Source organism: Mesobacillus selenatarsenatis SF-1 (assembly GCF_000813125.1).
GTDB classification, from domain to species: domain Bacteria; phylum Bacillota; class Bacilli; order Bacillales; family Cytobacillaceae; genus Mesobacillus; species Mesobacillus selenatarsenatis.
In genome coordinates this window covers 13,675-37,953 of the sequence record NZ_BASE01000008.1, presented here as the reverse complement: position 1 = coordinate 37,953, position 24,279 = coordinate 13,675, and the positions used below count along the sequence as shown (strand labels likewise).

At 39.4% G+C, this 24,279-nt stretch carries 18 protein-coding genes; 7 read left to right on the top strand and 11 right to left on the bottom strand.

Annotation, left to right across the window (positions count from 1 at the left end; translation table 11 throughout):
• The first annotated feature begins 436 nt into the window (after positions 1-436).
• From TY49_RS01465 to TY49_RS01455, 3 genes are all read left to right on the top strand, one after another.
• Positions 437-1,483 (top strand): mechanosensitive ion channel family protein, encoded by a 1,047-nt coding sequence (locus tag TY49_RS01465; RefSeq protein WP_041964118.1) that lies wholly within the window; start codon positions 437-439, stop codon positions 1,481-1,483.
• 214 nt (positions 1,484-1,697) lie between these two features.
• Positions 1,698-2,495 carry an NERD domain-containing protein gene (locus TY49_RS01460; RefSeq protein WP_084135343.1) on the top strand — a complete coding sequence of 266 codons (798 nt, stop codon included), beginning with the start codon at positions 1,698-1,700 and terminating at the stop codon, positions 2,493-2,495.
• Between the two features lie 94 nt (positions 2,496-2,589).
• Positions 2,590-3,111, top strand: coding sequence for an NUDIX domain-containing protein (locus TY49_RS01455; protein WP_041964117.1), 522 nt, complete (start codon positions 2,590-2,592; stop codon positions 3,109-3,111).
• A 175-nt stretch (positions 3,112-3,286) separates the two neighbouring features.
• On the opposite strand, the gene TY49_RS01450 is transcribed toward TY49_RS01455, so the two are convergent.
• On the bottom strand, positions 3,287-3,886 hold the full coding sequence (locus TY49_RS01450) for a TetR/AcrR family transcriptional regulator (protein ID WP_232310338.1): 600 nt from the start codon (positions 3,884-3,886) through the stop codon (positions 3,287-3,289).
• Positions 3,887-4,046: 160 nt separating this feature from the next.
• On the opposite strand from TY49_RS01450, the gene TY49_RS01445 reads away from it, so the two are divergent.
• Positions 4,047-4,865 carry a hypothetical protein gene (locus tag TY49_RS01445; RefSeq protein WP_041964116.1) on the top strand — a complete coding sequence of 273 codons (819 nt, stop codon included), beginning with the start codon at positions 4,047-4,049 and terminating at the stop codon, positions 4,863-4,865.
• 76 nt (positions 4,866-4,941) lie between these two features.
• Positions 4,942-5,886 carry a DUF5692 family protein gene (locus TY49_RS01440; RefSeq protein ID WP_041964115.1) on the top strand — a complete coding sequence of 315 codons (945 nt, stop codon included), beginning with the start codon at positions 4,942-4,944 and terminating at the stop codon, positions 5,884-5,886.
• Between the two features lie 110 nt (positions 5,887-5,996).
• On the opposite strand, the gene TY49_RS01435 is transcribed toward TY49_RS01440, so the two are convergent.
• Positions 5,997-7,472, bottom strand: a complete 1,476-nt coding sequence (locus TY49_RS01435; protein WP_041964114.1) for a DUF2357 domain-containing protein — start codon at positions 7,470-7,472, stop codon at positions 5,997-5,999.
• Positions 7,447-9,675 (bottom strand): McrB family protein, encoded by a 2,229-nt coding sequence (locus tag TY49_RS23745; RefSeq protein ID WP_052442040.1) that lies wholly within the window; start codon positions 9,673-9,675, stop codon positions 7,447-7,449. The genes TY49_RS01435 and TY49_RS23745 overlap by 26 nt, the downstream gene beginning before the upstream one ends.
• 478 nt (positions 9,676-10,153) lie before the next feature.
• Here TY49_RS23745 and TY49_RS01425 point away from each other — a divergent pair, with 478 nt between their 5' ends.
• Together TY49_RS01425 and TY49_RS01420 are read left to right on the top strand one after the other, a co-directional pair.
• Positions 10,154-11,542 carry a Sau3AI family type II restriction endonuclease gene (locus TY49_RS01425; protein ID WP_041964113.1) on the top strand — a complete coding sequence of 463 codons (1,389 nt, stop codon included), beginning with the start codon at positions 10,154-10,156 and terminating at the stop codon, positions 11,540-11,542.
• Between the two features lie 130 nt (positions 11,543-11,672).
• Positions 11,673-12,086 carry a very short patch repair endonuclease gene (locus TY49_RS01420; RefSeq protein ID WP_041964112.1) on the top strand — a complete coding sequence of 138 codons (414 nt, stop codon included), beginning with the start codon at positions 11,673-11,675 and terminating at the stop codon, positions 12,084-12,086.
• Between the two features lie 43 nt (positions 12,087-12,129).
• Here the strand turns inward: TY49_RS01420 and dcm are convergent, their stop codons facing one another.
• From dcm to TY49_RS01380, 8 genes are all read right to left on the bottom strand, one after another.
• Positions 12,130-13,377, bottom strand: coding sequence for a DNA (cytosine-5-)-methyltransferase (gene dcm, locus TY49_RS01415; RefSeq protein ID WP_041964111.1), 1,248 nt, complete (start codon positions 13,375-13,377; stop codon positions 12,130-12,132).
• Positions 13,378-13,637: 260 nt separating this feature from the next.
• A complete protein-coding gene (locus TY49_RS01410) occupies positions 13,638-15,506 on the bottom strand; it encodes a DEAD/DEAH box helicase (RefSeq protein WP_084135341.1) in 1,869 nt (622 codons plus the stop codon).
• Between the two features lie 197 nt (positions 15,507-15,703).
• Positions 15,704-15,946 carry a hypothetical protein gene (locus TY49_RS01405; protein ID WP_041964110.1) on the bottom strand — a complete coding sequence of 81 codons (243 nt, stop codon included), beginning with the start codon at positions 15,944-15,946 and terminating at the stop codon, positions 15,704-15,706.
• 100 nt (positions 15,947-16,046) lie between these two features.
• Complete coding sequence (locus TY49_RS01400) at positions 16,047-16,271, bottom strand: helix-turn-helix domain-containing protein (RefSeq protein ID WP_232310337.1); 225 nt, start codon at positions 16,269-16,271, stop codon at positions 16,047-16,049.
• A gap of 260 nt (positions 16,272-16,531) precedes the next feature.
• Positions 16,532-17,623 (bottom strand): ABC transporter permease, encoded by a 1,092-nt coding sequence (locus TY49_RS01395; RefSeq protein WP_041964109.1) that lies wholly within the window; start codon positions 17,621-17,623, stop codon positions 16,532-16,534.
• Entirely contained in the window at positions 17,620-18,546 is a 927-nt protein-coding gene (locus TY49_RS01390) for an ABC transporter ATP-binding protein (RefSeq protein WP_041964213.1), read from the bottom strand. The genes TY49_RS01395 and TY49_RS01390 overlap by 4 nt, the downstream gene beginning before the upstream one ends.
• Positions 18,547-19,274: 728 nt before the next feature.
• On the bottom strand, positions 19,275-19,859 hold the full coding sequence (locus TY49_RS01385; protein WP_232310336.1) for a ribonuclease H-like YkuK family protein: 585 nt from the start codon (positions 19,857-19,859) through the stop codon (positions 19,275-19,277).
• Between the two features lie 95 nt (positions 19,860-19,954).
• Positions 19,955-24,064, bottom strand: coding sequence for a phosphodiester glycosidase family protein (locus TY49_RS01380; RefSeq protein WP_041964108.1), 4,110 nt, complete (start codon positions 24,062-24,064; stop codon positions 19,955-19,957).
• Positions 24,065-24,279: the final 215 nt, after the last annotated feature.

The following is a 24,279-nucleotide window of genomic DNA, read 5'->3' as shown; positions in this document are numbered from 1 at the left end:
TCTAGATAACTACTATTCTGATGGAAACCTATATGTTCCCTCCCAGACTATCCAAAAATTACATCCTTCCAAGATTTATGTTGGGATATGAATACCTCAATTTTTATTCACTATATTCAAATTCTAGACGTTATACTTTCAAAGTCTGCTAATTTACTCCTATATTTTTCCTATAAAAAGAAGTTCGACATACTTTGCAACATTCCTCCTATTTAAAAATACCACCTCTTTAGTCGACAGTTAATAGACCGGTTAATATACAATGACAAAAAATGTCCGAAGCAGTTAGGCCCAATTAGGTAATAGATAAACGCATCTTTAAACTAGAGTGTATAAATTACTTCACTAATCTTGAAATGACCGGCTTTAAAAGATGCAAGTTTACGTACAAGCTATAACAGGAATAAGTCAATATAACTAAGATTGGGTGATAGTAATGTTTAAGGATTATACATTGGATATTTATTTGGTGGAAATAGCCAAGTATTTTGGATGGGTGATTTTGATTTTAGGTTTAAATTTAATCCTCCAAAGGCTGGCTAAAAGGTTTGCTGGCAATAAACCGGAGTTCAAAGCAAAATTTCTGCCAAGTTTTATTTCGATCCTGAATTGGGTTTCCTTCTATGGGATCATTCTGTTATTTTTATTTACTTTTTCAAGATCTCGATGGTTTTTATCCCCAATCTATACTATTGGGGATGTAGAAATAACTGTGGCACTTATCATTATTTCTTTTATGGTCATTTCCATTGCCCACAGATTCTTGAGAATCTTCACTAGATCGATCCTTTCCTCCTTTTTCGAATACTATGAAGTGGACAAAGGAGTTGGCTATACTTTAAGCAAAGTGATCTATTATACATTTATGATTGGTGCCGTTATATTAAGCTTTTCTTATGTCGGTATTGATTTAACTTCGCTGGCAGCTGTTTTCGGCGTTCTGGGCATTGGGATCGGGTTTGGAATGCGTAATGTGGCAGGCAACTTTATCTCTGGAATTATCATCCTGTTTGAGCGGCCTTTCGAAATCGGGGAAGTCATTCAAGTGGATGATAAAGTCGGCCGAGTAGAAAGAATTCGGCTTCGCTCGACTGTTGTGCGGACAGTCAAAGAAGGAAAACTGATCGTACCGAACCAGTATTTTATTGAACAAATCATCAAAAACCGCTCTGGGGCGGAACGACTCGCACAGGTGAATGTTTGTGTTTTATACGGAACGGAAACAAGTACAATAAAATTGTTGCTGGAAGAGTCAATTAAGCTCGTAAAAGAAAGGTCGAATGGTTATTTGCCCGCTCCTTCACATTCTGTTAGATTCGTAGACTTCCGAAACAAAGCAATGGAATTTGTAGTGGAAATACCGGTTAAGACATTAGAAGCAAAAGAAGAAATCGAGAGCGAACTACGCTTTATCATCGCCGACATTTTTTCAGAACAAGAAATCGAAGTACCCGATGTTTTTGTTCAAAAGGCCGCTGAGTAGAACATTTGTAATATAGATATCAAGTTAAGTACATTCAATTTTGAAAAATAGCCTATCCTTTCTATATATCCATAGAAAGGTAGGCTATTTTTGTTACTTGTTAAACGAATCTGAATGGTACATTAAGGAATTCAATAATAAAATATGTTATTCCTTCGTTGAGCATTCATTAACTTAATAGGATATTAATTACGCAAGATATGGTAATCTATTATTGGAAATATTTCACTATGAAAGGTCGATCATTAATGGAAGCATATTTTTTTCCCGTATTGATGTTAATAATTGTAATGATTTTAAACCGCAATTTTGCCAGTATCAAGGGCTGGTTGGAGAAAAGCGTGTGGCCAACATTCTCTCTTCTTTAGATTCTCAGGACTACACCCTCATGAACGACCTCTATCTACCGAAAGAAAACGGACAAACTACCCAGATTGACCATCTATTAATCTCCCCTAAAGGTATATTCGTGATTGAGACGAAAAACTATAAAGGCTGGATTACTGGTTCTGAACATAGCCAGTACTGGAATCAGACAAACTACAAACGCAAAGATAAATTATATAACCCTATTTGGCAGAATTCAGGCCATATAAAAGCTCTACAGGCACAATTAGGTGAAGTGGCAGCAGAAATACCCATCCACTCAGTGATCGTTTTCGGAAAAGAAGCAACACTGAAATTCAAAGAACCATTCAAGAATGCCTATGTCATAAAAAGCAACGAGCTTTTGGCTACAATTGATAAAATCCAGGTCAAACAGGAAGTATCCCTTTTTAAACGCGGTAAAGTGAAGCAATTACTCGCCCCATTTCTCATCCAGGATAAAAAACAAAAGAGAGAAATAAAGAAAAAGCACGTCTCCGATATTAAAAACGAGCTTAAGCAAAAGAAAACAATGGTGACAGAAAACATATGCCCTCGCTGTGGAAGTCCCCTTGTGTCCAGAACAGGTAAAAAAGGTAAGTTCAAAGGCTGCAGCAGCTTCCCAAAATGCAGATTCATAGCATAAGAGTTATTCAAAAGGGCGCTAAAATAGTCTGGTGTTACATAGTCATTTTATTCGTTACAATCTATGACCTTATAATTATGAAAAGGTGAAAAACATGAATTTCGATATGATAATAGAAGATCCGTTACAAGCAAACGTTGAGAGAACCATCGAGAGAGTAGCAATCAGAGCAATCATAATGTCAAATAATCGTATTCTGTTAGTTCATTCCAGTAGAGGAGACTTTAAATTTCCGGGAGGCGGACTTGAGGAAAACGAAAGCCATGAGGAATGTCTAATACGAGAAGTGAGAGAAGAAACCGGTTATATTCATTGCACTGTCAACGACAAGGTTGGCACAGTCACTGAACGGAAAATGGACGAGTATATCGACAATGCCCTATTTGAAATGACCTCGCATTATTATCTTTGTGAATTAGCATCTGTTGAAAAAACGGCCCAACAATTGGAAGGGTACGAAGCTGAACTGAATTTCACACCCAAATGGGTTACCCTGGAGGAAGCCATTAAGCAAAATGAAAGCTTGATAGAAAGATACGAGCAAAATGGCTGGTTGAGGCGTGAGACATTTGTGTTGAAACAACTTGAGAATATGCTGATTGAGGAATGTATATAAAGCACTGGTAAACAGCTTATCATTTATTGGTAAACTATTTGTCACTCCGTGGTAAAAACAATGGCAGTAGTGGCAGTGATCATTAAATTTCATGTTGATTTATGATTCGCATTGTGTGATAAACTATGACTTCCCTGGTGAATAAAGCAAGAAGCGGAGGAACGTCCCTGCGCTTCTACTTGCTTTCGTTTAAGATCTGGATGAATTGAGGCAATCCTTTATCTAATAATAGTTCAAATATTTCTAGCATGTCTTCTTCGGTGTTTTCATTTACCTCAAGAAGGTTTTGCAATATGACGCCGTCTACTGCTCCTAATAACCAGGATGAAAGTGCTTTGTTTAAAGGTGTCTCTTTAAGTCCATACAAATTGATTAGAATTTCCTCAATACGGAGATTCCATTCTTGGTATTTTTGAGTGAATTTTTCCTGCAGTTCTTCATTGCCTAATAGAATTTCATGGGCAAAATGGTATTGAAGACGATTTTCCGTGTCTTTTTTTAATCGTTCTTCCGTTTTTTGGACAATTTCCTTGATCACCCTGTCTTTTGCTAATTCTTCATTCAACATTCCCTTTGCGATGCGAGTTGAATCCGAGAGACTATCATCAAGCAGATCATAAAATATATCGTCTTTGTTTTTATAATAATGGTAAATCGCCCCTGTGCTCATCCCGGCTTCTTCAGCAATGGCCCGCACTGTTGCCCGATTAGCTCCATGCTGGCTGATGACTATTCTTGCCGCCGCAAGTATCTTTGACTTTCCATCCACTTTCATTGTCATCCTCTCCTCATTACTTTTAGAATACCATAGCACATCAATAAAGAAAATTTTCGTTTGTGATACTTTTCACATTGACTGTTTAGGGATTTGGTCCTATACTAAAAACATAACGAACGTTCGGTTTGTTATAAACTTAAAAAAAAGGGTGAGATAAATGGTTATTTGGCCACATGTTTTGTCAATGCCAATCTACATGGCGCTATTGTTAGGGATTATTGTATTCTTTCGTAAGCACTACAAGCTTTCTGCTTATTTTTGGCTTGCCTCCCTGTTGACTATTCCTTTTTGGTTAATGGGAAATGTAGACGGATGGTTTCGTTGGGCAAAAATATTAAGCGTTATCATTCCTACGATTATTGTCGGCTTCTCACGAATTGCTGTTTATGAAGATAAAAAAGGCCCGATATGGAACTTCCTAAAAAGTAACAAATTCTTATGGTTCTTTTATGCCATCCTGTTCCTGAATATTGCTGAAGCCACGATTAAAGATTTAACTTTAGGAAACTACTTTAATGCTGCTTGTGGCTTTCTCCTATGTGTAACAATTCCTTTTGCTCCAAAATTCTGGAAAATCACAACAGAGTCCTATGGTGATTTAGTAGCCTATACAACAGGATCATGGAATTTTATATACACTTCCTGGAATGCTTGCTTTGTATATGCAGAATCACCAATGTATTTTGCCAGCTCTGTTTGCATCCTGTTAGCCGCGGAACTTTATCCTGTCATCAAGAAGCGACCTGAATTATACATCACTGCCCGTATATACACATTAGCTGCACATTTGTTATTAAGAGCTTGCTTTGATATTTTCCCACTTGTTATGGACTCCTCATCTTGGTTCAACCCTGAAGTATTAAAATTCTGGGGAATGATTAACTTCATACTGATTGTCCCTTACGTTTTCTGGCATATGTGGCAGCTGCACAATGACCAGGCAAAATATAGCTTCAAGCGCCTTAAATCAGCATAAACCAAACGTTTGGATATTTCGTACTACTATCACCAAAATTATGCTCACTATTGAGCAATCCAAGGAGGCAAGTGTGATGGGCTTGTTATATGAATCCACTGGGTTTGTTGGTTGGGGAATATGGGTGTTTGTTCTTTTTGCTCTAATGGCATTTAACGAATTTAGCCGTACGACCAAGTGGGGAGGAATTTTTCTTTTCCTTATTGTTCCGGCCGTATTGACCATCTTTGTGTGGCCAACAACAGCTGCCCCGGGCAATGAATACGGCACTGGAACTTGGTTTAACTGGGTTAAGACTTATTCTGCTCTTGCAGGTTGTCTTGGTTTCATGATTATTCGCTATTATCCATCGCTTACAAAAAAGAAGTGGGTGCTATGGTTTCCTCCTGGAATCCTTGCACTAAACATTCTGGAGGCATGTATCCGAGATTTTCAAGTATACACTTATGGAGTCTGGAACGGAGCCTATATTGATCATTTATGGGTAATGTCCGGCCCATGGAATATCATGAATGGAATAGCAGGATTGCTGAATATTGTCGCAATCTGTGGATGGACTGGTATCTATATCTCCAAAGATAAATCCAAGGATATGATTTGGCCAGATATGATTTGGCCATGGATTATTGCATATGATTTATGGAATTTTGCTTATACGTACAACTGTATATCTGATCACTCATTTTACAGCGGATTGGCGTTATTGCTTGCATGTACCATCCCCACCTTTTTCATCAAGAAAGGGGCATGGCTGCAGCACCGGGCTCATACACTGGCATTATGGATTATGTTTGTCATGACGATTCCTTCTTTTGCAGATAGAATCGCACCAGTGCCAACTACCCATAATCCAACGGCATTCTTCATCGTAAGCTTGGTATCATTGATTGCAAATATTGCATTAGTAGTTTATCAGTTTTACAGAATACGAAAATATAGACTCAACCCCCTTAAGGATGAAATCTATATAGAAACCAATTCATACCAACAAGTGCTTGAAGATAATCGAATTGCCGTATAGGCAAACTAGGAGAAGGATAGGGTTCGATCCCTGTGCTTCTCCTTCAGCTTTTAAAGAAAAAACAGGACAGGGAACGTCCCCGCGCTTCTGCCTATCGAAAAAGACATATATTATCCCTCCTTCCTAACTCGTAACATAGTCAAAACTAATTGCTTTAGTTCTCTATTCTGACTACCTGGCACCATCTTAACAGCACCCATCCTGAACTTCTCTCGAAACTCCACATCAAAATACCTCATCGAATCCGCTTGATCACTCGATGTAGGAGTCATAATGTATACTTCTTTGACTGCCTTTTCCCCAGATTCTCGATGTATAATTCCATCTCGGTATTTATGCATTTCTCCTAATGCGGTTCCTATGTTACCAGGTACCCTGTACTTCGGATCGAACACAATAATGCGATTCTCTCCTTCTATTACGATATCCGGAATCATTCTCTGCGTATAGGTATGGAAGGTCTTAGAGTTATATTGATAGGATTGCTGAAAGTATAGGGTCATGCCGTTTAACAAGGGTACAGAACTCTGTTTGTTTTCAGCTAAGTTCAAGAACAATCCATCTCTTGTTGTCTTAAAAAGATTGCTAGTGTCTTTAATTAAATTGGACTCTCTCAATATTTTAACAACATACATATAACACCACATTTCATACAAGAAAAAGGTGTCCTTCAAAGCGATGGGATAAGACAACCCTATCCCTTCCCTCTTATGCTTATAAAGCTTATCAAACCACTCATACCATAATCGATAAACAGGATGCTTCCTAAAGGTCTGTGTTATGTTGTATGGACCCTTATTCTCGTCAATCTCAGTTAAAAATGGGCTATTCATCCAGTATCGAATAACCGATACATATCTTTTGGCTTTTAATGAAACAGAATCAATTTCTGCTTTTTCATAGCTTCTTAGCAGCCTGAATAAATCTATTACTTGCTGCTTTAGGATCTGATTCTCATATAGGTTTATCGTTTCGTATGTTTTAGCCGTTTCAACATGCGTAGGAATATCTCGACCGTGCCCTTTTCTGTCCAACCAAGATAAAGTCGTCTGTTCAGCTCTCTGAACTTTTTCTCTTTTCATGATGGTAGTCTGTTTCTTTAATTTTCTGATTGGCTTGCTTTCTATCTTCGAAAAAATTTGTCGTAGCTGCTGAAAGTTCCGCTCGATATAACTCCATTGCGTCCAAGATGGCTCTCGACCCCTTCCGAAAGTGTTAACCTGTGTTTCCAAACCAGATAACTGAAAACAAATATTGGCTTCCTCCAAAATGCCTTCAATCATTAAAGTATATTGCTCTTCAGTTAGCTTACGTTGATCAGGATAAATATAAGACTCAAACTCCTGGCCATTAATGGAGATTCTTAAGTTTCCACTTTGAAACGGAGTAAGCATAGTTGCATAGAGAACATCCTCTTGTCTATAAAATGGTAAAGGTACATCCTGGATTGTGACATCGATGCTCTCTCCTTTATAACGGAGTTTATACTCAGCGGCTTCTGTTAAATACGCATCGGTAATATGGATCCATCCTTGGTTTACATCCAATATTTCAAGGTAGTTATCTCCAGAACTGAGTGGCTCCATAATACTCCAACTCCTCTTGCATTCGTTTGACATGTTTTAGTGAGATGGAATCAGCCTCAAGGTTTTCCTTAAGCCAAACTTCCATCATTCTTAACATTTCAGCAATCCTTTCATCACCACGAACCTTCGTTAACACCTTTTCAGAAATAACGCGATCCAAAGCTTTTAAAGACTCCATTTGGTGTTCCTCAGGCAACTGATGATTAACAAACAGTTTGCGCAACATTTCCCCCATTGTTCGATATCCAAAATGAAGTTCATACGTTAATAACATCTGATGCAATTCCTTTAGCATCGCAAACTCTCTACCAAGCACTTCCTTGATATCCTGGTCCGCTCTATCCCAGTATGAATTAAAGTCAACATCAGACAAGGTCATGACAAATGCACGATCAAGCACCTTATCAGAAATTGAATGAGTCGTTTCATCTACATTAATCGTACCTAGTAGATAAACATTTGGCGGAATTAATAGCTTTTTAGGGATTTCATCTACATGGTCATCTTGATGCAACGGTATTTCTTTTCTTGATTCAACCGCACTAAGATAATCACTTAAATAGTATTCAACTCGAGCGAGGTTCATTTCATCAAGTAAAATAAAATGAGGTTTCTCCCGCTCCTTCAAAGCATTTAGGATAACATTAAGAAACTCTGTTCTTACATAGCGCTTCTCAAATGAACTATAGTATCCAAACAGAGCACTCGCATCAGTCCAATCAGGCCTTACTGGAATAATCGTGAAGTACGGATTTTCATCCTCATACTCCAGACCATAGACAGCATTAGTATACAGTCGGCATAATTGAGTTTTTCCGGTTCCAGAAATGCCGCTTAAAAGAACAAAATGCTTATCATCAAGGGCAGTTAAGTTCAGATGCAGGTCCCGGATAATTTCTTTTGAAAAGGTAAAAATACTATTTGTTATAGTCTGATATATTTCCTCAAACTGAAAATTCGGTTCAAGTAAATCAGTATTCTCAGCCGGTGCATCCACTAAATCCACTTCTTCATCCTGTTCTTCAGTAGGCAATTCAAGTTTTTTGCTTGCATGGGCAAATAACAAAGCAGCGTCAATGAAGTTTTTCTTAACTTGTTCATTACCTTCAACAAAGGTTCTAGTATCATTATTAAAACTACCAACTTTATAAACATTGCTTCCTGCTTCAATTCCATGTTCGTTCAATAATTTCATTGCCTCTGCCATTACTTGATGGTTATCCAGGGTTTGTGTGGTAAAGGATTTTGAAATCCGCCATTCTTTAATACCGTTACCTAAAATTTCACGAGCATTTGTAAATATATGATTATGCCCTTCTATCTGTACCATGATGGTTTGGAAAGGAGAAAACTTCTCATGAAACTCAAAATAATATAGAAAACCCTTTGTAACCATCTGATCGCTTTCATAGATATGAAACGATTGTCGCTTGGCATTTGTTTTGTACCCTTCCACAGAAGAGATATCAACTGAATATGTACGCCCTAGTAGTTCAGTTTCCTTTATATTTCTAGTTGAAGCCACTGCCATCAACGCGTTGTAAGTTTTATGAGAAATATCAATTTCTTCATTAAAATAATTTCTATATTGCTCCAACTGATTCCACGTTTTCAGTAAGTTATCAATTAAGAACTGTTCCTCTAGGCTCCCTTCTAAAGGGAGACTCATTCCAATTTGAAACCACGGTCGTCTTCGTGGTTTAATACAATCTTTTATATACTTTGCGAAGTCCTCTCTAGGAATTTTCTCTTTTTCTTTCCAACCAGTCAGAATATCGAATTCCAGGGGAATAGAGTTTAGTACACTATGTATCTTCTCATTTTTATACCAGGCCCAAAACGGAATAAAGTTAATCTCATGGTGGATAAGTATTAATTGGCTGAATCCATTAAGTTCTAAAGTAATTAAGTTATATTCCTTATCGTTCACTTTGGTATACAAACCGACAAAATATTTGCGGCCAATATCCGAGACTTTTTTCTTCTCAGCATAAGTTGGATTTCTCGCATCATGATAAGTTGTAGACAGCGTAGTATCGTAGCTACGAATATATACATTTTCATTTAGTTGAATATCTAACATATCTACAAAACGTTCAAACAATCGTTTAATAACTGGAGAAATTTCATCCAATGCCTTTCTGCATCGGAATTCTGTATTATCCATATTTAAAATAGATTGAAAATGATTGAGATTAAGCACAGAAGCACCCTCTTTATTTATTGATGGCTTTATTAATTTAATACTACTAAAGATGGTATGGAAATAAAAGGCTGTGAATAACTCTAAATAGACAATATTCTTCCTCAATAACAAATATAAAAGCGTTCCCGTTTCATAGAGATAGGATTACCTTTTTATTGAAAGCAGCAAAATTGAAGCATCCCCTTCAACAAAGGGGATGCTTCATTTCATTTATACTGGCTGCTCCACTATAATCCCATAGTACTTGCATATCCAGGATCATTGCAGCGCTAACCACGTTTAAGTATTTGTCGACATGGACAAAGGAATTTCTTTTTATGCTGAATCCTTTGTTCTGCAATATTAATTCAACACTCTAATAGCGTAATTGGCAATCTAGTAATTCCTTGCCGGATGATTTATACTGTAATTACAAATTTGTAAAAAATACCCTTTTGATACAAAAGCAATCTAGTTAATGATAGAGGTGATTGATATGGAATACTTTACTTTGGAAGAACTAGTGGAGAAAGCGCACGAAGCAGAGGGGAAAACTTTTGGAGAAATTGATATTTATGACAGGTTGGAAAATAAAAAAGCGAAAGGCGGGTTAGGGCAAGTTATTGAAGAAAGTTTTTTTGGTTACACCGTAAATTCAAATGCCCAGCCAGACTTTGAACATTTAGGTGTCGAATTGAAGGTTACACCATTCAAACGTAATAAAAACGGATCGCTATCGGCCAAGGAACGCTTAGTCCTTAATATCATCAATTACATGGAAGAGGTACATACTTACTTCTACACATCAAGCTTCTGGAAGAAAAACGAGAAATTACTGCTAATGTTTTATGAATGGCTTCCTGAAATTGACCGGAATGATTATCGTATTTATAAAAGTATACTATTCACATACCCCAAAGCTGACTTAGAAATAATAAAGCAGGATTGGGAAACCATCATTAACAAAATCAGGAATGGCAATGCACATGAAATATCAGAAGGTGACACGAATTATTTAGGCGCATGCACAAAAGGGGCAAATAATAAGCAACTACGGACACAACCTTTTTCTAATAAGTTGGCTATGCAACGTGCATATTCCTTGAAGCAGTCGTATATGACCGCCTTAGTCCGCAAATATATTAAGAATGAGGATTTGGTAAGTTTCGCTTCTGCGGATGACTTGGAAAAGAAGACCTTGAAAGATTTGCTCGTTGAAAAGTTCTCTCCGTATATAGGGTGGACTGACGAACAAATAGCTGATCAGTTCAATATAAAATACAATCCAAAATCAAAAAGTTTTGTACCAAGTATAGTCAGTTCTTTTTTAGGGATTAAGGGAACCAAGCTAGATAATATCGAAGAGTTCGCTAAGGCAAATATCCAGTTTAAAACCATACGCCTTGAACCGAATGGAAAACCTGAACAGCATATGTCTTTTGAAAATATCGATTTCCAACAGTGGATACAGGAAACTTGGGAAGATAGCTATATCCGGCAACGTTTCCAGGAAACCAAATTTTTGTTTGTTGTATTTGAGTTTAGAGAAACCAAAAAACAGAACCCGGACAGGAAGTTATATTTCAAGGGAATCAAGTTGTGGAATATGCCATTAAAAACAATCGAGACTAAGATAAAAGAATTATGGAGTAGTGTAAATAAAGTGATCAATGAAGGTGTAGTGATTGAATACAAATACTATGGGAAGAAGTTAGTTGAAACGAATAACCTTCCCAAAATCGGATTCAATGGAGTTACCCACCTCAGGCCAAAAGGAATAGATGGAAGTGATAAAATCGTCTTGCCGGATGGACAAAAAATGACGAAACAATGTTATTGGTTAAATAACAGCTATATTGCAGAAATAGTTAAGAAGCTAGATTGATTTCTTTTTTTGAAACTTAAATTGTCTATTATCGTCGTCTCTTTCAAAGTAATTATTCTACCTGTTCCATGTTTAATTTCCTCTCTAGTTGGTAGAACATAGTAACAATGCCCTGGGAAGGAGATAAACGATGGTGGACCAGCAAAGAAGTAAAATCATGTCTTCAATCAAGGCTGTTTCAAAATTGGAATCCCTTGTCACACAGGAGCTCTGGAAAAAAGGTTTACGATTCAGAAGGAATGTACGTGGAATGGTTGGGACTCCCGATATAGCTATTAAGAAATATAAAGTAGTCATTTTCATAGATTCTTGCTTCTGGCATTTTTGCCCAATCCACGGTAAAATGCCAAAAAGTAATATTGATTTCTGGAAGAAAAAACTTGAAAGAAACCAGGAGCGTGATAAGGAACATACCCAATTCTACCTACAAAAAGGGTGGCATATTTTAAGGATTTGGGAGCACGAAATCCGGCAAGATTTTGATAAAACAATCGAAAAAATAGCCACTTTCATTGAAGATGCGAAATCAGTAGAAGCCATATAAGAATAAGGGCCTTGACTAGTCAGTCAAGGCCTTTCTCTTATCTTTAAAATAAACTTAGTTGCTGCGGATCATTCTTGATTGCTTCTTGCTCTTCTTGCTCAATTTCAAGAATGCGTTCGCCCATACGCTGTATCAAGCCCACAACAAGAGCGTTACCCATGCAAAAGTACCTCATTCGATCAGACATTCCTTCTGTCCAGTTATCAGGAAAACCATTAAGACGTTCGCACTCCACCGGAGTCAAAACACGAATTCTCTTGGTTTCTGGGTCTTCAATAACATGGCTGCTCCTGTTAATTGTACCCTCGCTTGTCAACATAGTCCGGCCTGGCTTATCCAAAGTTTCTGGAAAAGCCATTCCTCCCTCTGAAAAGACATAACTATGACCACTCGCAGAAGTACGTTCTATTTTCTTGGGACCTTTCAGATACTCAAACTTTTCGATTTGAGCTTCTGATAAATAATACTTCTCATCTACATTTGATTCAATTATATCATTCAGGGTAATCGGTGATTCAAGCTTAGGCGTGACTTCTTCTGTATACACAACTCCATCCCTCATGATACCCGCGTTCATATATTTGCTGTAGAAGTGTTCTGAGATTTCAACTAAATCCCGTGGCAGTATGAATGAATCAGGATTGTATTTCGATGGATCATCCGTAACCGGGAAAGCTCCGGCGAAGAAACCTTCTCTTTTAATCATAAGTTCATCTTCAATGTTTTGTCTTACCTTAAGATACGGAGAGTCATTTCGAATAGCGAAAATGAACACTCTTCTCCTTCTCTGGGCCTGTCCATACTCAGCAGCATTAATCACACGCCATTCTACAGAATAACCCAAATCACGGAAACTAGCTAGCATGACAGAAAAGTCTCTCCCCCGTTGTTTTGAAGGAGATTTCAATAGACGATCGACGTTCTCTAAAAGTAAGTATTTCGGGCGCAAATCAGTCGCTAATCTAATAATCTCCCAGAATAAGACACCCTTTTTCCCTTGGATTCCTTTTTCTCCAGAAAGTGTTCGAGCAACTGAATAATCTTGGCAAGGAAACCCACCTACTATCATATTAACGTTTAAATCTATTAATCTACTCGCATCAACTTTTGCGATATCTTCGTTTGAATGAATTCCCTTTCCATCGAAACGTCTAGAATAGCAAGCAAATGCATCCTGTGCTTTCTTGGATGGTTCCCATTGATTACCCCAAACAACTTCGAATCCATTTGTTGCTTCCAAACCTAGCCGGAACCCACCTACACCGGCAAACAATTCTGCTACCTTTAACATATTGAACATCCTCTCGGTATTACGAATTCCCAAGATATATTATAATAAAGATTCTTCCTTCGATCAATCTTTAAGTTGATTTAACTCAATCTGAATTACTTTCTCAATTAAAATATTTTAACATAATTCTCTACAACTATGTATGGTAAACTGTCGAATTTTATTATATAACCTATTAATATATTGTACCATGAACATGATTGCAAACGAACATTAGTTCTTTATTTTTATTTCCTACAGGAGAAAAAACAGTACCCAAATTAATGAGTACTGTTATTAGCTCTCCTTTCGAAATGCGCATGCAAACGATATTCTGCTATTTCTCTTGTCCATTTATAGAGAGTCTCTTGGTCCTCTTCTAAAATATCAAAATTAATCCTAAACATCCCATTTAAAAAGCTGGTTAATCCATCGTTTCCACGATTCCACAGGGTCATTGGCATCGTTTCAATGAGCTTGCTGACTGCTTTCTCATTGTATTCCCATAGTTTTTTCGATGATTTATCCGAGAAATCAATCCGCTTTCGATATTCAGTTTCAGTTAAGTACCTATGGAAAAATGGAGCTACTTCTCTTGAGGTAATCGGTTTATTCCATTCTGTGACCCCAAGATTAAGCATTGCCAACAGCAATACCATTTTATAACTTTTTGACATACTGGTTTTCTCAACCTCAACCAACCAATTCTCATAACGCTTATAAACGGCCTTTTCCTGTTCCGTTAGCTCATCAGCCCAGCTTAAGAAACCAACATATGAGTTAAACTCTTGCTTATAGTGTGTTGAGTCAGAGTGCCCTTTAAGATGTAACTCAAGGTAAGTTGGCCTTCTGCCAAGGTCATTCTTAAGCTCCAGGTAATCATTTAGCAACTTTTCCTTGCGTGGAGATCGCTTTCTTGTCATTTCCTTGAGGAGATTAACTACCTGCAAGTCCAAATTTAGTTCGCAACTTGCAGGAACTCTTGGTTCGATTTTCTTTGATGTCTCTTCACTTCTTGCCGTATCGAACAAACTTAGCTTAACATCCGCATTACGATAGTTCCCGATTAAATCGATAATCACGCAATGCTCTTTTCCAGGAGCTAATCGGAGACCACGTCCAACCTGTTGAGTGAAAACAGTCAATGACTCTGTAGGCCTTACAAACAGAAGTGTATCTACCGGTGGAATATCTACCCCCTCATTGAATAGATCAACAGTGAAGATTACATCCAACTCCCCAGCTTCCAGCTTATTTATGGCGTCAGCTCTTCCAACTTCCTTTTGTTGAGAATGAAGACTGACTGTTTTACATCCTTGTTTATTAAAATAGCTTGATAGAAAGTTTGCCTGGCGAATCGAAGAACAAAAACCAATTGTCCTTGACTGCTTTTTATCTTCCCAAGCACCCAGTATTTTCGAAGCCATTTCTTCTTTTAACTGTAAGTGTAGAAGTTCTTCTTCATCATAACGTGTTCCCAACCAGGTGATTTGGCTGTAATCCGTTTCATCGTACACTCCATAATACTTAAAAGGAGCAAGCCATTCACGATTAATTGCATCAAGAAAATCAAGTCGGTATGCGACATTTCCATCACAAATCGCATACACATCCTTATTGTCATTACGATCAGGAGTTGCCGTAATTCCAAGTAAGAATTCAGGTTTAAAGTAGTCCAAGACCCTCTGATAAGATTCAGCTGCTGCATGATGAAATTCATCCACTATGATAAGGTCAAATTCATCTGGACTGAATCTCTCAATATGCGCCTTCATACTCAAAGTATAGATGGAAGCAAAAATAGCATCTGATTCGCTATCCTTGTACTTTCCGTTATATATCCCATAATTTTTGTTAGGCATTATATTTTCGAAAGATTTCCTTGCCTGGTAAAGAATCTCTTCCCTATGTGCTATAAATAAGACCTTCTTAAAATCTTTAGCAAAGAACCCAGCGAGATAAGTTTTTCCCAATCCTGTCGCCATTACCACAAGTGCCTTTTGGTATTCTTCTTCCCTAGTCTTATCAAGCTCTTCAAGTGCTTCAATTTGTGCAAACCGTGGCTTGATATCTCCATACGTTTCACTTATCGGTGGATCATGGATAATTTCAGGCTGGACAGGCAAGTCCTTTTGAGTAGGTAACATCATATCCAGCTCTTCAGAAAGAGACACAGGGACGGTTCTTGTGTATCAATCAAGAATCGAAAGATTTTTTTATGAAATCTAAAAGGCCTTATCCACCAAGGGATAAAGCTTTATGAGAATATAATCTACGCAAAGGCTTCACAGTGTGTAGAGTGTACCCAATAAATAATAATATTGTTTTCATTAAACTAAATAGGTTACTAATTCTTTTCCTCACCATATGCTTCCAAATATAATCCTTTTAATGCCTTCCTAGCCGCTCTCCTCGCACTCCTTATATCAGTCCCAATACCACTAAAATCCTTATAAGGCGGTTCTTCCTGGCATATTGTCACGACTACCTTATAATGATCCTGATACTTTATGATTTCCATCTCAATTTCATCATTATACTCATTAATGAGTCGGGAGACGCTGCGGTCAATATACTCTAATGGATTCATATAGGGACTCTCCATTCTATTGGGGCCTTTTGTTCTTTTTATTAATGACCTTCATCTCTTCTACTTCCCTTTTATATACATTAATGTATTCATCGTTTTCTTATACTTCTTCTATTTTCTCTACTAATTCTGAGGACTTCATTTCTAGTACAACAGCTAATTTAAAGATGGTTGGAAGTGTAGGATGATATTGGTCTCTTTCTAGGTTGCTGATTGTGTTTCTGTCTTTTGGGCTAAAGTCGGCTAAATCTTCCTGACTAAGCAGATGTTGTTTTCGCAGCGCTTTAAGAATTTTGCCAACAATAATGGTCTCTTCTTTTTTCAAGGGAATGACTCCCTTTTTAAGACCATTACAAACTTATTCTTCAAATAGATACACGTATATAACTAGGCATTTGTTTCCTTAGTGCAACATTTTTTTATTCGCATAGAAAAGCGGCAGTTCAAGATAACTGCCGCAAATTTCTATTTATTATTTTTAGAAGGAAGCAAATGAAGAACCTCCTATTTAAATTCCAAAATCAATTGAGGCAAGCAGATGCCTGGTTGTCTTTTGATAGAGGACACATTCAACAGCTCACTGTCCTACTCCCACTTAAACACATAACTTGCCACGATGAATCCGCCAATTAACCAACAACCAAGGATAAGTGTTTCTGTCCATAATTGGAGGAATGGTGTACCGAGGTTCATCGTCTCCCTCAATGCGGAGCTCAAATGGGCGATTGGCAGGATTTTCACGATTGGCTGGATGATGTCTGGCATATTGTTAATTGGGAAAAAGACTCCTCCAAGGAACAGCATCGGGAAGGTGATGAATCCTGCAATCGGGCCTGCGCTTTCCGGGTTTTTTGCGATTCCGGCGATAATGAAACCGAGTGCCATGAAGGCAAGTGTGCCAAGGATTATGAAGAAAATCAATGCAAGCCAGGAACCAGCGACGTGAATGCTAAAAACAAAATGAGCGATCAGGACGACGAGCAGTGCCTGGGTTCCGTTGAGCAGCAGGCGTGCGGTGATTTGTGCGGCGATAAAGGTGGAGGCTTTCAGTCTCGTTCCTTGCATTCTTCGCAAAATTCCTCTTTCACGCCAGGCGGAGATTTGGCCAGCGACTCCGTTCATGTTATTGCTCATGATCATCATTGCGACGATTCCTGGGACAAGGAAGTCGACATAACGGATGGTCAGCGCTTTGATACCTACTTTTTCAACCGTTACGACCGGCTTATAGTCTGCAAGATCCTTGCTGTATTGATCAATGATTCCATTCACAACCGTTAGGCCAAGCTCTGATGTTGTGAGATTTTTTTCATTATAATAGACAGAAAGTGTTGAGGGTTCATTCTGCTCCTCCAGTTTTGCTTCGTATCCTTTGGGAATCTCCATGAATAGCTGGATGTCTCCATTTTTCAGTGCTTCTTTCCCGCTTTTGACATTTTTGAACGTTATCGTTTCAAGTCCGTCATTTTTGTAAAATCGTTCTGCTAAATTCTTTGAAGCATCACTTTGATCTGAGTCGATCAGCCCTACAGAAAGGGAAAGATTGTTTCCATTTCCGGCAAAGGTTCCGAGGGCAAGCATCAAGATGATCGGAAAGAGTAAGGTGAAAAATAAGACCTGCTTGTTTCGGGCGAAAATCCTTAATTGTGCCAGCGTTAATTGCCAATAAGCTCTCATGATTCCCTGATGCTCCTTCCCGTCATATGAATGAATACATCCTCTAATGTCGCTAAGCGAGTCTGTAAATCCTCAATTTTGAACTGATGTTCTGCAGACGCATGAATCAAGGAGGTCAATGTAACTTGAACATCATCCGTATACAACTGAACAAAGTTGTCTTTGATCGACACTTCCTCGACTCCATCCATTTTCAAAAACCAGTCTTGTTCTGGAGGGTTGCTCAAATGGAATTCCACAGAACTTGTGGACTGCAGTTTTTTGACGAGATTCGTTGGCGTGTCAAGAGCGATCAGTTCACCTTGATCCATGATTCCGATTCGGTCACATAGTACGTGGGCTTCATCCATGTAATGCGTTGAGAGAATGATTGTTTTTCCTCGCTCTTTCAACCGGAGGACGATGTCCCAAAGAGTCCTTCTTGCCTGCGGATCAAGACCGGTCGTTGGCTCATCGAGGAACACGATGTCCGGATCATGGATTAGTGCAAGTGCAATGGCAAGACGCTGCTTTTGCCCGCCTGATAGTCCTTTGATTCGGTCATTCCGCTTCTCTGTCAGAAGCATATCTCCGATTAGTCCATTGATGTCCACATGAGTCGGATAAAAGCTTCCGTACAAATGCAGGATTTCTTCTACTTTTAACAATTCAAACAAGGAGGTGGACTGAAGCTGTACCCCAATTACCTCTTTGACTTTGTTCACTTCTTTGATCACATCGTAGCCAGAAAGTGATGCGGTGCCTTCATCTGGCTTTCTCAGGCCAACTAACATTTCTATCGTTGTCGTTTTGCCAGCACCGTTGGGACCAAGCAGACCGAAGATTTCACCTTTTTCAACTTGGAACGAAACTCCCTTAACAGCAGTAAAGCTGCCGTATCGTTTTTTCAACCCTTTTACATCTACTATACTTTCATTATTCATGACAAGCCTCCATTGAATGGCAGTTGTGATTAGTATGATTTCATTATTTCCTGTGACTCCATTTGGAATCAGCTTATTTTCCAAGGTTCCTATTTAAATTCCATAAAAAGATTTGTATTCCTTCAATGACTCGTCTCAAATGATATTGAAGAAACAACATTAACATCAAAATAATTATATTCTATTTGGAGAGACTGCAGTTTCAACTTGGGAAAGTTGCAATTGAGGTCTTATTATCGGGCTGTTAAATACGTCTAGAAAGTGGCCTAGTGAATAAAAAAATTAATTAAAAAAACCTTAATATTTAAAAAACAAAAGCTAGAATGATTGTAATAGAACAATAAAAAATAAAAACAAATCTTATTCATAGAGGAAGGATGATATTTCTGTTAATTTTCTATAGGAATTATCAAGGGGGGAACAATAATTTGGTGGTTGTCGAAAGTTATGGAGTGATTACCACCAGTTTAAAGGATAAGCAAACAGCTATAAGAACACATAAGAGAAAAATAAAACGATTAAAGGCGAAACAGAAGTGAACCATAAAATTGAGCAGCAGATTTTTCAAGACCTTATTTAAGGTCTTATTTTAATGGCGAAAAAACCGCTTTCCTATCTGACCAACAAGCTTAAGAAAAGTAATATAATCCCCCTTACACCTTTTATTAAAACGTCCTCAAGTACATCGACAAAAAAATAGTCCTGAACGGGATGTTCAAGATCAGAATCTACTTAGTATACTTGTTCGCATAGCTCGACGCTACAAATGAATCAGGTTTGATTTCTGCTTCCAGCCCGATTGATTCAATTCGCTGAATCATCTCATTCACATACACTCTTGTTTTGTTTTTCGTGCTTCGGCCAAGGTCTAAATGGCCCACCATCCTGAAGCTGGCTCCTTCATTGACGTAAGGCAGCAATAGATCGATAATTTGGTTTTGCTTCTCCGGAGTGAACATATAGGCAACTTCCTGTGTATAGGTTGTCTCCATCGAAATTTTTTCCTGTAGGGATTCAATTCGCCTTGCTATATTAACAGACCGGTAACATGCCCACACACCTTTGCCTTCCCGCTGTATGACAACACCTGTTATGAAGCGCGTGTACGTACTATGAACTTGGGAGTCTGTGCCTATGATCAATCGATGGCTGCCACTTGGCTGCACTTTGATGAATGTCAGGATATGCTGGAAAACTTCTTCAAAATCCATGTTCCGCTTTGACAAATTCTGAAAACCTTTTTGTACTTCCATTTCAATCACCTGCAATTCGGAAAATAGCTGCACCCATTTATATGCCAAAATAGCAACCATTATCCACATTTTCACCTTTCTAATGGGATACAATGAGGAAGCATAAAGAAAGACCAGCCCCTTGCTGATTAAAGGGCTGACCTTGTCTACGGCATTTATTCTTCTAGAAAATATTCTTCATTCACTACTGTAAATTCATCGATGACCTCTCCGTCTGATGTAACCGTCGTAAAGGTGATTTGGTCTTTATCAACCTTTGCCTGCATGGAAACAGCGATGTACTCCATGTTTACATATTCAAATTTCTCATCAGCAACAGCGTCGTAGTGTTTTTTGCCAGTTGTTCCGGCTACTACATAAACAGTACCATTTGAATCTTCCTTGCCGGCCTTCAATTTTTTCGTCCTGCCATATGAGTGGTCATGGCCTGAGAAGACGATATCAATTCCTAGCTCATCCACGACTGGAGGCAGTTTTTCATTCATGATGTCATTTCCGCCAAACGGATTTGTAAAATACGGCGGCTTATGTGTCACAAGGATCTTCCACGGCTTGTCTGAATTCTTCACATCCTGTTTCAGCCATTCAAGCTGCTGTTCCAGCACTTCTCTTTCGCTCGTGTACCCTAACACGCTGATATGCATGTTATTGTAATCAACTGAGTATGTCCCGCCTCGATCGATTTCAGGCCCGTTTTCAGGTGAGTTGAAAATCGCTTTGGCCAGACTGCCATCTGCGTCGCCCATGTATTCATGGTTGCCTAAGGTTCCGACAAAATCGGTTGTGCGAACCTTATCGTACTGGCTCAGTGATTTCAAAGCGCCATCCCACTGCCCAAACTTGGACGATTCATCAATCAGGTCTCCGACATGAATCATGAATGATAGGTCCTTTTCATTCAAATCTCCAAGGATTTTATTAAAATCAGTCAGGTCTGAAGGAGACTGAGTATCCCCGAGGACAGCAAACTCGAAGCTTTGCTTTCTTTTCAATGTCGTGAATTCATCAAAATCTGACCAGTTCTTCCCATCACCAACTCGATAGATGTAGGCAGTATCCTGCTGCAGTTTTTCCAGTTTCACTTCATTCACTCTGACAATCCCGTTCTTCTTGATATCCTGCTCGCCTGAGAAGACCTGGCTGCTTGACGATCCATTAATCGTTTCAAGAGCCGTTTCACCCTTTCTTTCATAGTCCTGTTTTCTGGCAAATTGAATCAAACTTTCTCCTTCTACCAATGGACTGGACATCCAGGTGAACGCCTTTTCCTTATATGGATTTCCTGTTGGAGTCGATAGGATGTTCTTCATTTCGTCGAGTTCTGCAAGTGCAGGATAGGTTTGTGTATTCCACTTGAACGAATACTTGCCATCCTTGACAGCGTAAAGGGCAACTTTCTTTACGTCACTTGTCAGTGATTCAATCACGAGCTTTCCTTCGTGATCCGTCTTTCCTAACAGAACAGGCTCATTTGCACCACCGACTAGAGCATATACTTCCGTGTCTTTTTCCACTGAGTTTTGGTCATTTTTGACCGTCAAGGTGAATGGCTTTCCAATCAGGATTGGCTCAGCTTCAATGGCATAGGCCCCTTCCACATTTACGCTTACTGGTTCCATTGAAAAGGTGGAAACAAAGTTTTCACCCCGTGGAGTCTGGTAGATTAGCTCAGCTTCCAAAATTTCGTAAGTTAACTTGCTTCCTTCCTTCACTGAAGCAGGAATCCTGATTTTGATGGATGCCGCGTCTGCATTGGCAGCAGGTTCACCACTCTTGACAATGTTCATGGTCAGCAAGCCCGTCTCTTCTTCATAACTGAATGTACTCGTCTTAAAGGCATCCGCAAACTGTACATCGTCTACTGGGAAATTCTTGTCTACTTGAAGCTTAATAGCAGATCCGGTTATCTCATTCGGATTTGTCGCCTTAACCGCCAGCTCAAACACATCTCCGAGAAGCGCTTTTTCTTGCTTCTTCATCAAATCGATTTTTGCTGAACCAGTATTAACCGTAAAATACACCCTCTTTATTGCCTGGTTGCCAAACTGATCTGGTACCATTAGCGTTACTTTATGCGTTCCGTCTGCCCAGTTCAGTCCGCTTAAAGATATGCTTCCGTCCATATCATAGGAGAAATGTCCTTCGGTGCCGCCATAATTCTTGCCGTCCACAAAAACATTTATTTTTTCCCAGTCAATTCCCGTTTTGAATGGATCATCATCATACTCATTGACTTCTGCTTTCAGTTTCACTGCACTGGTCGTAAAATTCTTGCCTTCCACGTTAATGGACTGAATCACCGGTGGATACAAATCATCCATTTTTTCACCGTAGACGGCACGGATATTATCAACATAGATAGAGCCTTTCGTCATCGGGCCGGTAATCCCTGATTTTGTAGACATCAACCTGATTGTCTGTGTTCCTGATAGTTTGAAAGGACCAGTAAAGGAGTCCGGGATTTCCGCCTCAACGTATTTCCAGCCCGTCCAGTCGATGCCTGGCTTCTCACCAGTAAAATTGAGGGCCTGACTTTTGTTATTGCCGTCAACGATGAGCATGCGCAGCCAGTAGCCTTGAGCTTCAGGCGTCCCATAAACCCACATTCCGATTCCTGTAGGATTATCACTGATCGTTGTATTCGCACCCGGACCAGCATAAACTCCAAGTGTCGTCCCAACCGGTGAATTGGTAAAATCAAAATCTAGCTTTAATGACTGATTGCCGAACCTTACTGGGGAAGGATATTTCGAAAGGCTCACAGCCCCTTTTTCACCGCGGTTGGCAGTGGCCGTCCTCCAGCTTCCAAGGTCTTTTTCAAAATCGAACACCACTTCAGGAAGCTTCCCGACTGAAACCTTCATTTCAGCAGAGAGATCCGTACCCTTGAGACGGGCTTTGATCATCCCGGTTACATTATGCTCCCCCGTATGCAGTACGCCCGCTTCATCAATGGCTCCCATTCCTTCTGGTATCTCAAATTCAATATCGTTTAAGTTCCAGTCTACTTCCCGTTTTTGAAACTTAGTGACGAGTCCAAGACTCACTTCGCTGTTTCTTGCCGCGGTCAGTTCAGCAGCTGAAAAGGTCATTTCATCCGGCTGGGCAATTTCGATGATGCTTTTGCCCACTTCTCTCCCTTCATGCTTTAAGAGAACATGAAATTGTCCTGTTTTTCCATTGGAAACAAATGTGCCATTCTCAAGTATTGTACCGAATGAAGGATCGGACAGCTCCCAAGTTAGTCCTGCTTCTGGCAGAGGAGCAGAAGCCATTGACTTATCCCTGCCTTTTGCGGAGAAGGCTATAGTTGATCCGGGTGTGAACGATTGGTCATACGGCTGTACATAAGCTGATTCAAAAACATGATCAGCAGGGGTATTGGAAACGATCAGCCACGAGTTGGCAACGCTTCTTTCTGCCCTGTCAGATGGTTTATTATCAACCTCAAGCTGGTCTCCCCCTAATTCACGTGTTGTGAAGGTTGATGATCCGCCGCCATCCAGATTAAGTGCACTCACCGCTCCAAGGTCTATCATCATTTGGGCCAGGTCAGGCATTGAAATCCCGGCTGAATACGGCTCTTGTCTCCCGTCTACAACTACAAAAAACACATCTCCATCCTGTTTGATTCCGACCGCTGTCCTCGGCTCTTTATCCGCACCGGTTTGCGGAGTCTGATAGACTTGGCCGTTTTTTACTAGAATCGCATTCCCGCCTAAAGCCTCTTTGATTTGGTCTTTCATTCCTCCAAATTCGCCTGGAGTACCAATCACAGCCTCGCCGGATTTTTTAATCGCAAAAAATTCCTGTGATGAAAGCGACGTGCCCTTAATGGCCTGTCCATCTTTATAGACATAGCCAGAAGGCTCTCCAGTTGCCATATTGTAAAAGTCAGCATTCACTGCAGCGACCACAGTATGGTTTTCACCGTTTGCCGCTTCCGCCTGTTTCCTGACCGGCTGCAAACCGAAGGCAGTGCCATCATTGGGTGTGCCAGCCTCAATGGCAACAGTTGGATCTTGCATGTCTACCTCAACAACAAAACTCTCAAGCTTTTTCCCTTCCTTGCTTTCAAAACTGTAATGCTTTTCCATGACTCCAGAGGCCAGATCGGCGTTGTACTGATTGATCGGCGTCTGAATGACCGGCGAATTCAAATCAAAGTTTCCAAGTGCTAACGTTGATACTGGAGAAATCAACGTGCTTACCATAACTGCGGAAACTACAGTGGCTTTGAGTCCTTTTTTCCATTTTTTCTTCATCGTTCTCCCCCTTCAAAGGATGTTTTAACCGATATGTAATGCTTCTCTTTCCTTCTCAATCATATTTTGCTTCTATTAATCTAGTATTAATTAAATATTAAGTTATTAACATTTATGGAAAAGGGAGGAAAGACCTATTAGGAGTTGGGAAATTAGTCGATGAGGATCAATCAGTTAGGTTCTTTGCTTCAAAAGAGAGATTATGAGTAATAACT

Bases quoted from the DNA above. Each gene is read 5' to 3' on its own strand.
- TY49_RS01425 (WP_041964113.1), top strand. From the start codon at position 10,154: ATGGAATACTTTACTTTGGAAGAACTAGTGGAGAAAGCGCACGAAGCA.
- TY49_RS01440 (WP_041964115.1), top strand. From the start codon at position 4,942: ATGGGCTTGTTATATGAATCCACTGGGTTTGTTGGTTGGGGAATATGG.
- TY49_RS01435 (WP_041964114.1), bottom strand. From the start codon at position 7,472: ATGGAGCCACTCAGTTCTGGAGATAACTACCTTGAAATATTGGATGTA.
- dcm (WP_041964111.1), bottom strand. From the start codon at position 13,377: ATGTTAAAGGTAGCAGAATTGTTTGCCGGTGTAGGTGGGTTCCGGCTA.
- TY49_RS01395 (WP_041964109.1), bottom strand. From the start codon at position 17,623: ATGAGAGCTTATTGGCAATTAACGCTGGCACAATTAAGGATTTTCGCC.
- TY49_RS01450 (WP_232310338.1), bottom strand. From the start codon at position 3,886: ATGAAAGTGGATGGAAAGTCAAAGATACTTGCGGCGGCAAGAATAGTC.
- TY49_RS01390 (WP_041964213.1), bottom strand. From the start codon at position 18,546: ATGAATAATGAAAGTATAGTAGATGTAAAAGGGTTGAAAAAACGATAC.
- TY49_RS01455 (WP_041964117.1), top strand. From the start codon at position 2,590: ATGAATTTCGATATGATAATAGAAGATCCGTTACAAGCAAACGTTGAG.
- TY49_RS01420 (WP_041964112.1), top strand. From the start codon at position 11,673: ATGGTGGACCAGCAAAGAAGTAAAATCATGTCTTCAATCAAGGCTGTT.
- TY49_RS01385 (WP_232310336.1), bottom strand. From the start codon at position 19,859: ATGGTTGCTATTTTGGCATATAAATGGGTGCAGCTATTTTCCGAATTG.
- TY49_RS01445 (WP_041964116.1), top strand. From the start codon at position 4,047: ATGGTTATTTGGCCACATGTTTTGTCAATGCCAATCTACATGGCGCTA.
- TY49_RS01380 (WP_041964108.1), bottom strand. From the start codon at position 24,064: ATGAAGAAAAAATGGAAAAAAGGACTCAAAGCCACTGTAGTTTCCGCA.
- TY49_RS01405 (WP_041964110.1), bottom strand. From the start codon at position 15,946: ATGAATCCATTAGAGTATATTGACCGCAGCGTCTCCCGACTCATTAAT.
- TY49_RS01465 (WP_041964118.1), top strand. From the start codon at position 437: ATGTTTAAGGATTATACATTGGATATTTATTTGGTGGAAATAGCCAAG.
- TY49_RS01410 (WP_084135341.1), bottom strand. From the start codon at position 15,506: ATGATGTTACCTACTCAAAAGGACTTGCCTGTCCAGCCTGAAATTATC.